Annotated in this window: 13 protein-coding genes; 2 read left to right on the forward strand and 11 right to left on the reverse strand. The window is 71.7% G+C overall.

What is annotated here, in order from left to right:
- Nucleotides 1-457, reverse strand: a 457-nt coding sequence (locus PUR53_RS01300) for a phage holin family protein (RefSeq protein ID WP_329907085.1), incomplete at its 3' end; no start/stop codon positions are given.
- Between the two features lie 75 nt (nucleotides 458-532).
- Here PUR53_RS01300 and PUR53_RS01305 point away from each other — a divergent pair.
- Entirely contained in the window at nucleotides 533-886 is a 354-nt protein-coding gene (locus PUR53_RS01305; protein ID WP_045556584.1) for a VOC family protein, read from the forward strand.
- Between the two features lie 3 nt (nucleotides 887-889).
- Here the strand turns inward: PUR53_RS01305 and PUR53_RS01310 are convergent, their stop codons facing one another.
- The 10 genes from PUR53_RS01310 to PUR53_RS01355 all read right to left on the reverse strand — a co-directional run bounded on the left by PUR53_RS01310 (nucleotide 890) and on the right by PUR53_RS01355 (nucleotide 11885).
- Nucleotides 890-1786: an arginase family protein gene (locus PUR53_RS01310; protein ID WP_329907086.1), complete on the reverse strand. Its 897-nt coding sequence runs from the start codon at nucleotides 1784-1786 to the stop codon at nucleotides 890-892.
- Nucleotides 1787-1832: 46 nt separating this feature from the next.
- Nucleotides 1833-2429: a GNAT family N-acetyltransferase gene (locus PUR53_RS01315; protein ID WP_329895959.1), complete on the reverse strand. Its 597-nt coding sequence runs from the start codon at nucleotides 2427-2429 to the stop codon at nucleotides 1833-1835.
- Nucleotides 2430-2455: 26 nt separating this feature from the next.
- The gene (locus tag PUR53_RS01320; protein ID WP_329895960.1) at nucleotides 2456-2710 is read right to left on the reverse strand and encodes a LapA family protein; all 255 of its coding nucleotides are present in this window, start codon (nucleotides 2708-2710) and stop codon (nucleotides 2456-2458) included.
- A gap of 66 nt (nucleotides 2711-2776) precedes the next feature.
- Complete coding sequence (locus PUR53_RS01325) at nucleotides 2777-3715, reverse strand: S66 peptidase family protein (protein WP_329907087.1); 939 nt, start codon at nucleotides 3713-3715, stop codon at nucleotides 2777-2779.
- Nucleotides 3716-3738: 23 nt separating this feature from the next.
- The gene (locus PUR53_RS01330) at nucleotides 3739-5721 is read right to left on the reverse strand and encodes a dipeptidyl-peptidase 5 (protein ID WP_329907089.1); all 1983 of its coding nucleotides are present in this window, start codon (nucleotides 5719-5721) and stop codon (nucleotides 3739-3741) included.
- Between the two features lie 27 nt (nucleotides 5722-5748).
- Entirely contained in the window at nucleotides 5749-7080 is a 1332-nt protein-coding gene (locus PUR53_RS01335) for a M20/M25/M40 family metallo-hydrolase (protein ID WP_329907090.1), read from the reverse strand.
- Nucleotides 7073-7906, reverse strand: coding sequence for a M55 family metallopeptidase (locus tag PUR53_RS01340; protein ID WP_329895964.1), 834 nt, complete (start codon nucleotides 7904-7906; stop codon nucleotides 7073-7075). The genes PUR53_RS01335 and PUR53_RS01340 overlap by 8 nt, the downstream gene beginning before the upstream one ends.
- 181 nt (nucleotides 7907-8087) lie before the next feature.
- A complete protein-coding gene (locus PUR53_RS01345) occupies nucleotides 8088-9416 on the reverse strand; it encodes an enolase C-terminal domain-like protein (protein WP_329895977.1) in 1329 nt (442 codons plus the stop codon).
- Nucleotides 9417-9453: 37 nt separating this feature from the next.
- Nucleotides 9454-10791 carry a gluconate:H+ symporter gene (locus PUR53_RS01350; protein ID WP_329895965.1) on the reverse strand — a complete coding sequence of 446 codons (1338 nt, stop codon included), beginning with the start codon at nucleotides 10789-10791 and terminating at the stop codon, nucleotides 9454-9456.
- Between the two features lie 134 nt (nucleotides 10792-10925).
- A complete protein-coding gene (locus tag PUR53_RS01355) occupies nucleotides 10926-11885 on the reverse strand; it encodes a 5-dehydro-4-deoxyglucarate dehydratase (protein WP_329907092.1) in 960 nt (319 codons plus the stop codon).
- 115 nt (nucleotides 11886-12000) lie between these two features.
- On the opposite strand from PUR53_RS01355, the gene PUR53_RS01360 reads away from it, so the two are divergent.
- Nucleotides 12001-12789, forward strand: coding sequence for an IclR family transcriptional regulator (locus tag PUR53_RS01360; protein WP_329895967.1), 789 nt, complete (start codon nucleotides 12001-12003; stop codon nucleotides 12787-12789).
- Nucleotides 12790-13035 lie beyond the last annotated feature (246 nt).

The raw sequence follows: 13035 nt of genomic DNA on the forward strand, positions 1-13035 counted from the left end.
CGAGCGGGGGCGGTGCTCCGGTCGCGCCACCGGGTGCGACGGGCGGCACCGGCGGATATCCGGCCGGCGCCGTCGCGCCCGGCGGCATCCCGGGAGCCGTACCGCCGACGACCCGGTCACGGCCCTCGGCGACCTGGCCCTCGTGCTCGGCCGTCGGCCGGGACGCCGAGGGACGCGCCGCGCTCCTCAGCACATACGCCGCCACACCGAGCACCACGGCCGTGATGAGCGCGGCGGCCCAGTCCGGCAGGCCCAGCGACAGCGCCAGCCCGAGGGCCAGCGCGAGAGCGGCACCCGCGTACAGGGCGAGCGCCCCGGACGCGGCGTACAGCGCGGCCTTGCGGCGCTGCTTGCGGGTCTGCTGCCGCAGCTCGTCGCGGATGGTCTCGCGGGCCACCAGCGCCAGCTCGTCGACCAGGTGCTTGTCCAGATGTTCGAGATGATCCAAGCGGTCCATTGCGTCCGGGTACCCGAGCCCGCACCCGCGTAACGCGGCATGCGCCCAGGGTGGATCCCCAACTAGGCTCTGCCCATGGAGATTCTCGGCACCACGCTCCGCATCTGCGTCGACGACCTGGAAGCGGCGGTCCCGTTCTACGAGAGACTCTCGGGCGGGCCGGCGATGCGCTTCGAACGCGGTGGCGTCCAGGTGGCCGCCGTCGGCTGCTTCCTGCTGATGAGTGGACCCGAGTCGGAGCTGGAGGTCCTGCGGAAGGTCGCCGCGACCATCGCGGTCGAGGACGTCGACGAGGCGAACCGGGTCCTCACCGCCTCCGGCGCCCAGGTGCTGGCCGGCCCCATCCCCACCCCCGTCGGCCGCAACCTGATCGCGGTCCACCCCGACGGCTCGGTCTACGAGTACGCGGACCGCCGGACGGTGGGGTGAGCGTCAGGGGGCGAACGCGGCCACGACGAGGTCCGTGAGCAGCGCGCCCGCCGTGCCGTCGGGGTCCAGATCCGGGTCGTAGATGGTGACGTTGAGGCCCACGCAGTGCGGTGAGCGGACCAATGGGCGCAGCAGCGCGGTCAGTTCGTCGGGGAGAAGTCCGTCGGGGTCGGGGCTGTCGACGGCGGGCATGACGGACGGGTCGAGGACGTCGGCGTCCAAGTGCACCCAGAACCCGGCCAGTTCGGGCGTCTCGAAGCTCAGCGCGGTGACCCGCGCGAGGTCGTCCGCGCCCCAGGTGCGCAGCTCGCCGACGGTCACGACGGGGATCTTCAGGTTGGCCAGCTCGGCGCGCTCGTCGTCGAACGCGTCCCGGATGCCGAAGAGCCGTACGTCCTCGTCGCGCAGATAGGGCCCGAGGCCCTCCAGATCGGTCAGGTCCGACTGCCCGCGCCCGGTGGCGAGCGCCAGCTCCTCGCCGCCGGCCGCCCCGATCCGGTCGGAGTTCCCCGGATGCCGGAAGTCGGCGGAGGCGTCGACGGCGACCAGCCCGTACCGCCCGATCCGCCGCAGCGCGAGCGAGGCGCCGAGCTGGATCGAACAGTCCCCGCCGAGGACGACGGGCAGCTCGCCGGCCCGGACATGCCGCTCGATCCGGTCGGCGAGCCTGCGGGTGTACGAGGCGATCGCGTCGGCGTTGAAGACGCCGTCGCCCTCCCGCCAGTCGCCCCGGTCGTAGCGCGGCGGCACCACCACCCCGCCCTCCAGCGCGCCGAGCCGCCGCACGATGCCCTGTTCCCGCAGCGCGCCGGCGAGCTTGTGGCAGCCGGGCACGGTCCCCGGGGCGGGCGGCCGCAGGCCGAGATTGGAGGGGGCGTCCACGACGACGATGTTCCGCATGGCTCCCATCCTGCGCGACGGGGCCGTCCGCCGGGACGGGAACGGATCATTCCGGGAGACGGCCCCCGGGCGGCTCCGGAAGACGGCCCCCGCCCGGGACCGGGCGCTCCATCTCCGTGGTCAGCGCCCACCGTTGATGATCCCGCCAGGCCCCGTCGATGAACAGGAAGTCCGGCGAGAACCCCTCCAGCCGGAAACCGCACCGCCGGGCGAGCGCGATGGAGGCGGCGTTGCCGGGCTGCACATTGATCTCCAGCCGGTGCAGCCCCATGAAGGTGAACGCGTACTCGACCACCAGGGCGAGCCCCTCCCCCATCAGACCGCGCCCGGCGGCATGGGCGAAGGCCCCGTAGCCGAGGGCGCCGCTCTGGAAGCCGCCCTCCACGATGTTGTTGATGTTGATGAACCCGGCGATGCCCCCGCCGTCCTTCTCGCACACCAGGAACCCGGCCTTGGTCGGATCCTCGATGAGCCGTCCCGCGTACGCGGTGTACGCCGCGGGTGTGGCCGGGGGAAACAGCCACGGCCGGTGCAGCTCCCTGCTCTCCCGCACCCGTGCGACGAACTCGGGCCCGTCCCCGGGGGTGAAGCGCCGGAGCACGACCTGGGGGCCTTCGATGAGGTGACGAACGTTCTCGGACACCCCGCCACGGTACGTCCGGGCAGGCGTCACCTGCGCCGTCTCATGAAGTACGCCCCGCACACCGCCCCGACCAGGCCCGTCCCGAGGAGCGCCAGCCACAGGGGCATGGTGACCTCGGAGACCAGCAGCTGGATGTCGGTGCTCTGGGTGTTCTGGAAGACGAAGACGAGCGCGAGGACGGCGAGCAGGCCCACGAGGACCCTGCCGGGGGTCAGCGTCTCGCTCCACCGCTTCCGCCCGTGCGTCCCGACTCGCTTCGATGTCTTCGTCTTCGGGCTCATGTCTCCAGGATGACGCGAGCGAGCGGGATGCGCCTGACGGGGGCCGAGCGGTGGGCGGGGCGGGCGTCAGCGCAGGGCCGGCTCGTCCAGGGTCAGCGTGCCCGCCTCCGCGTCCAGCTCCGCCGTCACCCCGAAGGGGATCGTCAGCGCCCCCTCCCCGTGTCCGAATCCGAACTCCTCCACCATCGGCACCCCGAGCCCGCCGAGCCGGTCGACGAGCAGCGCCCGCACCTTCTCGTACGGCTCGCACTCCGCCCAGGAGCCGAGGGCGATGCCGGCGACCCCGTCGAGCCAGCCCGCGCGCAGGAGCTGGGTGAGGTAGCGGTCGAGGCGGTAGGTCTCCTCGCCGACGTCCTCCAGGCAGAGCAGGGCGCCCCGGGCGGAGGGCCTGGCGTGGGGGTTGCTCAGCTCGGCGGCGAGCAGACAGAGGCAACCGCCCAGCAGGACGCCCCGCGCGCGGCCCGGCACGAGGGCGGTGCTTCCTTCGGCGGCCCGGATCGTGCGTACCGTCTCGGGGGAGAACAGCGTGGCGCGCAGATGCTCCTGGGCCCGGCCGTTCTTCAGGAAGTCGACGCCCGCGGCCATGGGGCCGTGCAGGGTGACCAGCCCGGCCCTGGTGGCGAACGCCTCGTGCAGGGCGGTGATGTCGCTGAACCCGACGAGTGTCTTGGGGCCCGCCGCCCGGATCGCGTCCCAGTCGAGCAGGTCGACCATCCGCTGGACGCCGTACCCGCCGCGGGCGCACAGCACGGCGGACACGGACGGGTCGCACCAGGCGTTCTGGAAGTCGGCGGCACGGTCGGCGTCCGTACCCGCGAGATAGGGGAACTCGGGGTGCCGGTCCAGCGTGTGGGGCGCCACGACGGGATCGAGGTCCCAGCCGCGCAGCAGGTCCAGCCCAGCACTGAGCCGTTCCTCGACCACCGGTCCGCTGGGCGCGACGACGGCCACCCGGGCGCCGGGCACGAGACGGGCGGGTCTGGTCAGTGGGGTCACGGGCGTCATTGGTGTCACTGGTGTCACTGCTGTCACTTGGCGAGCTCCAGAGTAGGGATACCCGGAGGATTCAACCCGAAGACCTGCGCGTACAGCGAAAGCTCCGCCTCCAGGACCCGCACCATCGTCTCCGCCCGCCGGAAGCCATGCCCCTCCCCCTCGAAGGCGAGGTAGGCGTGCGGTACCCGCCGCTCGTCGAGCCGGGCCAGGAACCGCTCGCACTGCGCGGGCGGACAGATCACGTCGTCGAGCCCCTGGAGCAGCAGGAACGGCGCGGTGATCCGGTCCGCGTGCTCGGTGGGCGACCGCTCCGCGTAACGCATCGGTTCCTCGGCCAGGGGCCCTACCAGGCTCTCCAGGTACCGCGACTCGAAGTCGTGCGTCTCCCCCGACCCCCAGTTCGCGAGGTCGAGGATGGGATACAGGATGGTTCCGCAGGCGTACACATCGGTCGCGGTCAGGGACACGGCGGCGGTCCAGCCGCCCGCGCTGCCACCCCTGATGGCGAGCCTGGTCCGGTCGGCGGTGCCCTCGTCGGCCAGGGCGAGCGCGACGGCCGCGCAGTCCTCGACGTCGACGACGCCCCACTGCTCGCGCAGCCGGTTGCGGTACTCCCGCCCGTATCCGGTGGACCCGCCGTAGTTGACCTCGGCGACGCCGATGCCACGTGAGGTGAAGTAGGCGATCGCGAGGTCCAGGACCAGCGGCGCGCGGCTGGTGGGCCCGCCGTGCGCCCAGACGACGTACGGCGGCAGCTCGGTGCTGAAGGCGACGACGCCGGGGTTGTGGGGCGGGTAGACGTGGGCGTGGATCTCGCGCCCGGCGGGGCCGAAGAAGCTGCGGATCTGGGGTTCGGGGTAGTAGGAGGGGTCCACCGGGTCGTCGTGCGCGGCACCGATCACCCGGGCGTCGCCGGTGGCGGCGTCCAGCTCGACCACCTCGTACGCGCTGCGAGGGCTGGCCCCGATGCCGAGGACCCGGCCGCCGTGCACGGCGAGCGAGGGGGCGAACTCGGTCCATGGTCCGGCCGCGTCCACGACCTGGCCGGTCTCCAGGTCGAGGACGCCGAGCGCGGTGGCGCCCCGCCCGTGGATCACGGCGACGAGCCCGTCGTCCAGCAGCGCGAACCAGCGCCAGCCGACCTTCCACAGCGGGCCGCCGAACTCCTCCTCACGGGCGCAGAGGGCCGTGCGGTCGCCTCCGTCGGGGTCGAGGCGGTAGAGGTTCCAGTAGCCGGTGGTGTCGCTGGAGTACACGAGGGTGCCGTCGGCGGCCCAGTCGACTTGGGCGACCGACTCCTCCGGTCCGCCCGCGACGGACCGCGGCGCGCCGAGCCGGCCGTCCTCGGTCACGTCGGCGACCAGCAGCGATGTGCCGTCCCACGGCATCCGGGGGTGGTCCCAGGCGAGCCAGGCGGCACGGCGGCCGTCCGGCGAGAGACGGGGGCAGGTGACGAACCGCGCGTTGCCGTCGGTCAGTTCCCGTACGGCGTCCCGGTCCTCGGCCGCCGAGCCGTCCAGCGGTACCGCGGCGACGACCCGCCGCACGTCGGTGGGCCCCTCGCCGGTGAACTCCTCCAGGACGCACCACACCTCGTCCCGCTCCGGGTGCGGAAGCGGGTCCACCCAGCGCAGCCCGCCGCCGACCGGCGACACCGGGGTGAGCGGGCGGGGCTCGCCGCCCGGCGCGAAAGCGTAGAGGCGCTGGTCGGCGAAGTTCACGAAGACCACGAGGGGGCCGGGGTCCCGGGGGACCCCGGCCCAGGGCTGCCCGCCGTACTCCATGACCCGGCTGCGCACATTCCACGGGGCAGGCAGGACCGACTCCTCCGTGCCGTCGGCCGTACGCCGCACCAGGGTGCGTCTGCCACCCTCGGTGGGCCGGGGCTCGGTCCACCAGGCCTCGTCGCCGACGAATCCCACGAACTCGGGATGCCCGTCGTGCGCGGCGGCGAGCGCCGCGTCGATCGGCGAGGGCCACGAACCGTACGCCAGGGTCTGCACCTTGTCCCCCATGTCCCTTCGTCCCCCGAGTCCCATCGGTCAGGCCGTCCGCAGGAAGCGGTCGAGCACACGGACGCCGAAGTGGAGCGCCTCCACCGGGACGCGCTCGTCGACGCCGTGGAAGAGCGCCGCGTAGTCGAAGCCCTCGGGAAGCTTCAGCGGCGAGAAGCCGTAGCCGGTGATGCCGAGGCGCGAGAACTGCTTGGCGTCCGTGCCGCCCGGCATGCAGTACGGCACCACGTGCCCCTCGGGCGCGAACTCCTCCACGGCGGCCCGCATCCGCGCGTACGTGGCCGAGTCCACCGGTGACTCGAGAGCCACCTCCCGGTGCTCGTACTCCCAGTCCACGTCCGGTCCGGTGAGCCGGTCGAGGGTCTCCCGGAACTCGTCCTCGCCGCCCGGCAGATACCGTCCGTCCACGCGGGCGACGGCCTCCCCCGGGATCACGTTGATCTTGTAACCGGCGTCCAGCATGGTCGGGTTGGCGCTGTTGCGGACGGTCGCCTCGACCAGGGCGGCGGCCGGGCCGAGCTTGTCGAGCAGCCGGTCGACGCCGCCCGGGTCGTCGAGGTCGGCCTCGACGCCGTACAGCGCGGCGAGTTCGGTCAGGGCCGCGCGGACGGTCGCGGTGAGCCGCAGGGGCCACTCGTGCGCGCCGATCCGGGCGACGGCCGACGCCAGCCGGGTCACCGCGTTGGCCCGGTTCACCTTGGAGCCGTGGCCGGCCCGGCCGCGCGCGGTGAGCTTCAGCCAGCCGGTGCCGCGCTCCCCCGCCGCGATCGGATAGATCTGCCGGCCACCGCCGTCGTGGAAGGTGAAGGCCCCCGATTCGCTGATGCCCTCGGTACAGCCCTCGAAGAGGCCGGCGTGCCGGTCGGCGAGGAATCCGGAGCCGTCCTCGGCGCTCGCCTCCTCGTCGGCGGTGAACGCGATCACGAGGTCCCGGCGGGGGCGTACGCCGGTGCGCGCCCACTGCCGTACGACGGCGAGGATCATCGCGTCCATGTTCTTCATGTCGACCGCTCCCCGCCCCCAGACCACGCCGTCGCGGATCTCACCGGAGAACGGGTGCACGGTCCAGTCCGCGGCCCGGGCGGGCACGACGTCCAGATGACCGTGGACGAGCAGGGCGTCCGCCGAGGGGTCTGTGCCCTCGATCCGCGCCACCACGTTGGTCCGGCCGGCGGTGCGCTCCAGCAGCGTCGGGTCCAGGCCCGCCTCGGCCAGCAGCGCGGCGGCGTACTCGGCGGCCGGCCGCTCCCGGCAGTCCCCGCCGCCGCGGTTGGTGGTGTCGATCCGGATGAGGTCGGAGGTGAACCGGACGACCTCGTCCAGCGCCCGCTGCTCCACGGGAGCCGTCTGCTCAGCCATATGTCTCCTCCACCGCGGCCGAGACGATCGTGGTGACCGCCTTGAAGGTGCGGATTCCCTCGTACATGGTCGGGCTGGTGTACGCGACCTTGCGTTCACCGGTACGGACCACCCCGGGCACCACCGTCGCGGCCATCGCCAGGTGCTCGGCGTCGAACTCCAGCGCCACGGTGAAGGGGCCGCCCCCGACCGGTGTGTGCCGGACGGCGAGCGCCGCGGCCTCCTTGGCCGCCGCGCGGATGTCGGCGGCCGTTCTCGCCGGGGTGCGGCACACCGCCGCGTAGCGCGACACATGGTCCTTGACCGCGACTTTGAGCGCCTCGGGCGCATAGCCCAGGGCGTCCTCGCACGCCACGTCGTCGCCGGTCACCAGCACCACCGGTACCCCGTACTCGGCCACGACATGCGAGTTGAGCAGTCCCTCGCTGGCCCGCTCGTCGTTCACCCACACGCCGGTGATGGAGTTCGCCAGGTAGGTGTGGGCGAGGACGCCCTCCATCCCGGCGCCCGCGTGGTAGCCGACGAACGCGATGCCGTCCACGTCCCCGTGCTGCACGCCCTCCACCATGGACAGCGCCTTGTGCCGCCCGGTGAGCATCTGCGCGCGCTCGTCCAGCTCCTCCAGCAGCAGATTGCGCATGGTCCAGTGCGCCTCGTTGATCAGCACCTCGTCGGCGCCGCCGTCGAAGAAGCCGAGCACGGCGGCGTTCACGTCCGAGGTGAACAGCGAACGGCACCGCTCCCACTGCGGTGTCCCCGGCAGCACGTCGGCCGGCCAGGTGACACCGGTGGCGCCCTCCATGTCGGCACTGATGAGGATCTTCATGCTGCTTCACGTTACGCGGCGGCGCGGGAACTTCATACGAGCCGGAGAAGGAGGGTCGAGCCCACTATTTTCGGGCCCCGAGCAGATCCGACGCACGGCGCGCCTCGTCCACCAAGCCCCGCAACCGCGCCGGCGGCGTCGTCTCACCCGTCGACGCCACCGCCCTGCGCCCACGGGCGTGCTAACGCACCAGGCAGGGGCGCTTGTTGTCGAACTTCCAGCCGGGGCTGAGGTATTGCATGGTGACGGCGTCGTCGCGGGCCCCGAGCGCCTTTTGCTGGTAGAGCTCGTGGGCCGCGAGGAGCCGGTCCATGTCGAGTCGGACGCCCAGGCCCGGGGCGTCCGGGACCGCGATTTCGCCGCCGACGATGCGCGGTGGGGTGGTGGTGAGCCGTTCCGTGCCCTCCTGCCAGATCCAGTGCGTGTCCAGGGCGTTGTACTCGCCCGGGGCCGCGGCACCGCAGTGGACGACCATCGCCAGGGAGATGTCGAAGTGGTTGTTGGAGTGACAACCCCAGGTCAGCCCCATCGCGTTGCACAACTGCGCCACCCGCACCGAGCCCTGCATGGTCCAGAAGTGGGGGTCGGCCAACGGGATGGAGACCGACTGCAGGGCCAGGGCGTGGGTCAGCTGGCGCCAGTCCGTGGCGATCATGTTGGTCGCGGTGGGCAGCCCGGTGGCGCGGCGGAACTCGGCCAGGATCTCCCGCCCGGAGTAACCGCCCTCGGCCCCGCACGGGTCCTCGGCGTACGCGAGCGTGTCGCCCAGCGGACGGCACAGCTCGATCGCCTCGGCCAGGGACCAGGCGCCGTTCGGGTCGAGGGTGATGCGGGCGTCGGGGAAGCGGCTCTTGAGAGCTCGGACGGCCTTGACCTCCTCCGCACCCTCCAGGACCCCTCCCTTGAGCTTGAAGTCCTTGAAGCCGTACAGGTCGTAGGCCGCCTCCGCCTGCCGGACGATCGCCTCCGGCGTGAGGGCCTCCTCGCGCCGGATCCGGTACCACTCCACCGGGGAGTCGGGTTCGCGGACGTACTCCAGATCGGTGCGGTCCGGGTCGCCGACGTAGAAGAGGTAGCCCAACACCCTTACCGAATCACGCTGTTGGCCGTCACCGAGCAGCGCAGCCACCGGCACGTCGAGGTGCTGCCCGAGAAGGTCGAGCAGCGCCGACTCGACGGCGGTGACCGCGTGGACGGTGGTACGCAGGTCGAAGGTCTGCGCACCACGCCCGCCCGAGTCGCGGTCGGCGAACCGGTCGCCGATCTCGCGCAGCACCCGCTTGTAGTCGCCCACCCTGGCCCCGACGACCAGCGATTCGGAGTCCCGCAGTGTCCGCGTGATCTGCTCCCCGCCGGGCACCTCCCCCAGTCCCGTTCGGCCCTCGGAGTCGGTGAGGACGACGATGTTGCGGGTGAAGTAAGGGCCGTGGGCGCCGGAGAGGTTCAGCTCCATGCTGTCCCGGCCGGCGACGGGGTACACGGCGAACCTCGTGACGGTCGGCTGTCCGATGCTCATCTGGTGCCTTTCTGCGGTGGGGTGGTGGCTCTTAGAGACTGAGCGCGTCGAGGAGCTGTTCGGCGATGAGGACGCCGCCCAGACCGAGGATCGCGAGGACCGTGGTGTAGCTCGTGCGGACCTTGATCGCTTCGATGACGGACAGGTTGAAGTACTCCTTGAACAGCCAGAATCCCGGGTCGTTGACGTGGGAGAAAGCGATGGAGCCGCAGGCGACGGCGAGCACCATCACCTCCGGGTGGACCCCGCTGCCCGCGAGCAGCGGCAGCACCACGCCCGACGCGGTGACGACGGCGACGGTCGCCGAGCCGAGCGCGACACGGAGGATGACGGCGACGAGCCAGGCCAGGATGATCGGCGAGATGGACCAACCGTCGGTGGCGTCCTTGATGTAGTCGGAGATCCCGCCCTCGACGAGGACGTTCTTGAACGCCCCGCCGGCGCCGATCACCAGCAGGATCATCGCCATCGCCTTGGCCGCCGAGGAGCAGGAGGCGCCGACCTCCTCCAGGCTGCGGCCGATCCGCGGTCCGAAGGCCCAGATGGCCAGGCACAGGGTGAGCAGCAGTGCGATGGGCGCCGAGCCGATGAAGGCGACGAAGTGCAGGAACCCGTTCTCGCTGGAGGTGGCCATGTCGGTCACGGCGGCGGCCACGATGAGCGCCACCGGGAACAGCGCCACGAACAGCGACCAGCCCAGGCCGGGCATCTCCTCGTCCGTGAACTCGCGCTCGGTGACCAGCCCTTGGGGTATGGAGGGCGTCATCGCCTTGATGAACGGCAGGCGGGGCCAGAGCAGGGCGATGAACACGCCCGCCGGGACCGCGATGAACAGGCCGTAGAGCAGGGTCAGTCCGACGGAGGCGTCGAACGTCGCGGCCACGGCGGTGGGCCCGGGGTGCGGCGGCAGGAAGCTGTGCATCGTCGACAGCGTGATGGACATCGGCAGACCGACCCACAGCAGCGGCGCCCCGGTCACCCTGACCAGGGTGAACGCGATCGGCACGATGATGATGAACGCGACCTCGTAGAACATGGTCACGCCGATCAGCATCGCGGTGACCACCATCGCCACCTGCACCCAGCGCGGCCCGAAGGCGTCGAGGAGCTTCCCGGCGATGCGTTGGGCGGCGCCGGAGTCGCCCATGACCCGGCCGACCATCGCACCGAGCCCGATGGTGAGCATGGTGTCGCCGATCTGGCCCCCGATGCCGTCCGAGAGGACGTCCGGGATGGTCGCCACCGGAATTCCCTGGACCAGCGCGACACCGACCGCCACGAGCAGCAAGGCCGCGAAGCCGTTGAGCCTCAGCCTGGTCATGAGCAGCAACAGGACCAGAACGCTGATCCCGACCACGAGAAGAGGCATGGCAGTTCTCCTTTGAACTGTCGAGCGAGGGGGGTGCCCGGGGAGAGGGAGACTCGGGCAGGAGTGTTTGCGGGGTGTGAAAGGCGGGGTGTGAAAGGCGGGCGTGAAGATCTGGGCGTACGGGCGCCCGGGGCTCAGACGGGTCGTCGTACGGCGCCGACCAGGCTCAGTCCGTGGTCCAGCACCTTCTCCAGATCGGCGAGGTCGGCGGCGGACGGGTCGGTGAGCGGGGCGCGCACCGGACCGACCGGGAGGCCACGGAGCCGGGCGGCGGCCTTGACCAGGGAGACGGCGTAGCCGGGCACCCGGTCGCGCAGTTCCACGAGGGGGACGTAGAACTCGCGCAGGAGCGTGTTCACGAAGGTGTCGTCGCCGTCCTTGAGCGCGGCGAAGAAGGCGTTCGCGATCTCGGGTGCGAAGGCGTGGACGGCGGAGGAGTAGGCGGGGACGCCGACGGTGGCGTAGGCGCGGGCCTGGATCTCGGCGGTGGAGGCGCCGTTGAAGAAGAGGAAGCCGTCGGGGGCGGCGAGAGTGAGACGCTGCAGGCGGTCGAGGTCGCTGTGGCCGTCCTTCAGGCCGACGACGTTCGGAATGTCGGCGATCCGCTTCAACGACTCGGCGGTGAAGGCGACCTGGCCGCGCTGGTAGGCGATGAGGGGCAGCCGGGTCCGGGCTGCGATGTGCTCCAGCTGTGCCACGAGCCCGTCCTGCGGGGCGGCGACGAGGTAGTGCGGCAGGACCAGGAGGGCGTCGGCGCCGGCCTCCTCCGCGATGCGGGCGAACCGGGCGGCCTGGGCCCAGCCGTAGCCGATGCCGGCGACCACCGGGAGGCGCCCGTCGACGATCTCGACGGTGGCCTCCACGACCGCGTGGTACTCGTCCTCGTCGAGCGAGAAGAACTCGCCGGTGCCGCAGGCGGGGAAGACGGCACCGGGGGCGGTGGCCAGCCGGTCGGCCAGGTACGCCCGGTAGGCGTCGAGGTCGAGACCGCCGTTCTCCCGGAAGCTCGTGAGAGGGAAGGAGAGCACACCGTCCGCCATGCCGTCCCGGAGCCGCTGAATCACGCCGACTGGGTCAGTGCTGTTCCTTGCCATCAAATCCATCCCTGTATACAGATGCCGTCTGCGTATGCAGATGGAGATTAGATGTGTGAACAAGGTCGGTCAATGGGTGTGCGGTCACGAATCGGCGCGCACCTACGATGAGTGCATGCCGGAGAAGACAGGTGTCCGCGGGGTGAAGTCGGCGGCCAGAACCGTCGCGCTGCTGGAACTGCTCGCGGGACGAGGGGGGCAGCCCTCACGCCTGGATCAGCTCGCGGAGGACCTGGACGTGCCGCGCAGCAGCATGTACCAACTGCTGCAGACACTCGTCGACTGCGGCTGGGTCCGCACCGACGCCACCGGATCCCTCTACGGCATCGGCATCCGCGCCCTGCTCACCGGCACCAGCTACCTGGACGGCGACCACCACATCCGGGTCGTCCGCTCCTACCTCGACGAGGCGTCGGACGCCCTCGGCGAGACCATGCACATGGCCCGCCTCGACGGCCCGGACGTCGTCTACCTCGCCACCCGCGAGTCCCATGAGTACCTGCGCACCATAAGCCGCGTCGGCCGCCGCGTCCCCGCCCACGCCGGCGGACTCGGCAAGGCCCTGCTCGCCGAGCGCCCCGACGACGAACTGCCGCTCCCGGACGGCCCGTTGACTGCCCTCACTGAGAACACGCACACCACCCGCGCCTCCCTCCACGCCGACCTGGCCCGGATCCGCGAACGTGGCTACTCCATCGATCACGAGGAGACGGTGACCGGCATCGCCGGCTTCGGCTTCGCCCTGCGCTACGCCTCCCCTGCCACCGACGCCATCAGCTGCTCGGTCCCGGTGGCCCGACTCACCCCGGAACACGAAGCCCGCATCGTCGCCGTGATGCGGGAGATCCGGGCGAAGATCGAGTCCCAACTGCCGCCCGCCTCGGGCGGGCCCGACTGGCGCTGAGCGCTCCGCCGGAAGTGCCGCGATACGTCGTCGTATGTCTGCGGCACCGTCGTGACCGGTCGCGCCCACCCGGCGACAGCCGCAGACCGACGCGGCCCCGCGCCCTTTTGGGGCGCTGCCGAACCGTGGGCGATGTGTGCCGCCCGCGATGTGTGCGAGGTCTGTCCTCCCAGGCATCCTCGCTACAAGGGACTCCACTGCTGGAACAGCTTGCCGGAGCAAGGGACGGTCGGCGGGGCGGCCGGT

The sequence above is a fragment of the Streptomyces sp. SP18BB07 genome, assembly GCF_036322545.1.
In the GTDB taxonomy this organism is placed as follows: domain Bacteria; phylum Actinomycetota; class Actinomycetes; order Streptomycetales; family Streptomycetaceae; genus Streptomyces; species Streptomyces deccanensis.

Coding starts and splice junctions, on each gene's coding strand:
- PUR53_RS01325 (WP_329907087.1), bottom strand. CDS start 3,715: ATGACGCCCGTGACCCCACTGACCAGACCCGCCCGTCTCGTGCCCGGC.
- PUR53_RS01320 (WP_329895960.1), bottom strand. CDS start 2,710: ATGAGCCCGAAGACGAAGACATCGAAGCGAGTCGGGACGCACGGGCGG.
- PUR53_RS01340 (WP_329895964.1), bottom strand. CDS start 7,906: ATGAAGATCCTCATCAGTGCCGACATGGAGGGCGCCACCGGTGTCACC.
- PUR53_RS01305 (WP_045556584.1), top strand. CDS start 533: ATGGAGATTCTCGGCACCACGCTCCGCATCTGCGTCGACGACCTGGAA.
- PUR53_RS01360 (WP_329895967.1), top strand. CDS start 12,001: ATGCCGGAGAAGACAGGTGTCCGCGGGGTGAAGTCGGCGGCCAGAACC.
- PUR53_RS01310 (WP_329907086.1), bottom strand. CDS start 1,786: ATGCGGAACATCGTCGTCGTGGACGCCCCCTCCAATCTCGGCCTGCGG.
- PUR53_RS01335 (WP_329907090.1), bottom strand. CDS start 7,080: ATGGCTGAGCAGACGGCTCCCGTGGAGCAGCGGGCGCTGGACGAGGTC.
- PUR53_RS01330 (WP_329907089.1), bottom strand. CDS start 5,721: ATGGGGGACAAGGTGCAGACCCTGGCGTACGGTTCGTGGCCCTCGCCG.
- PUR53_RS01355 (WP_329907092.1), bottom strand. CDS start 11,885: ATGGCAAGGAACAGCACTGACCCAGTCGGCGTGATTCAGCGGCTCCGG.
- PUR53_RS01350 (WP_329895965.1), bottom strand. CDS start 10,791: ATGCCTCTTCTCGTGGTCGGGATCAGCGTTCTGGTCCTGTTGCTGCTC.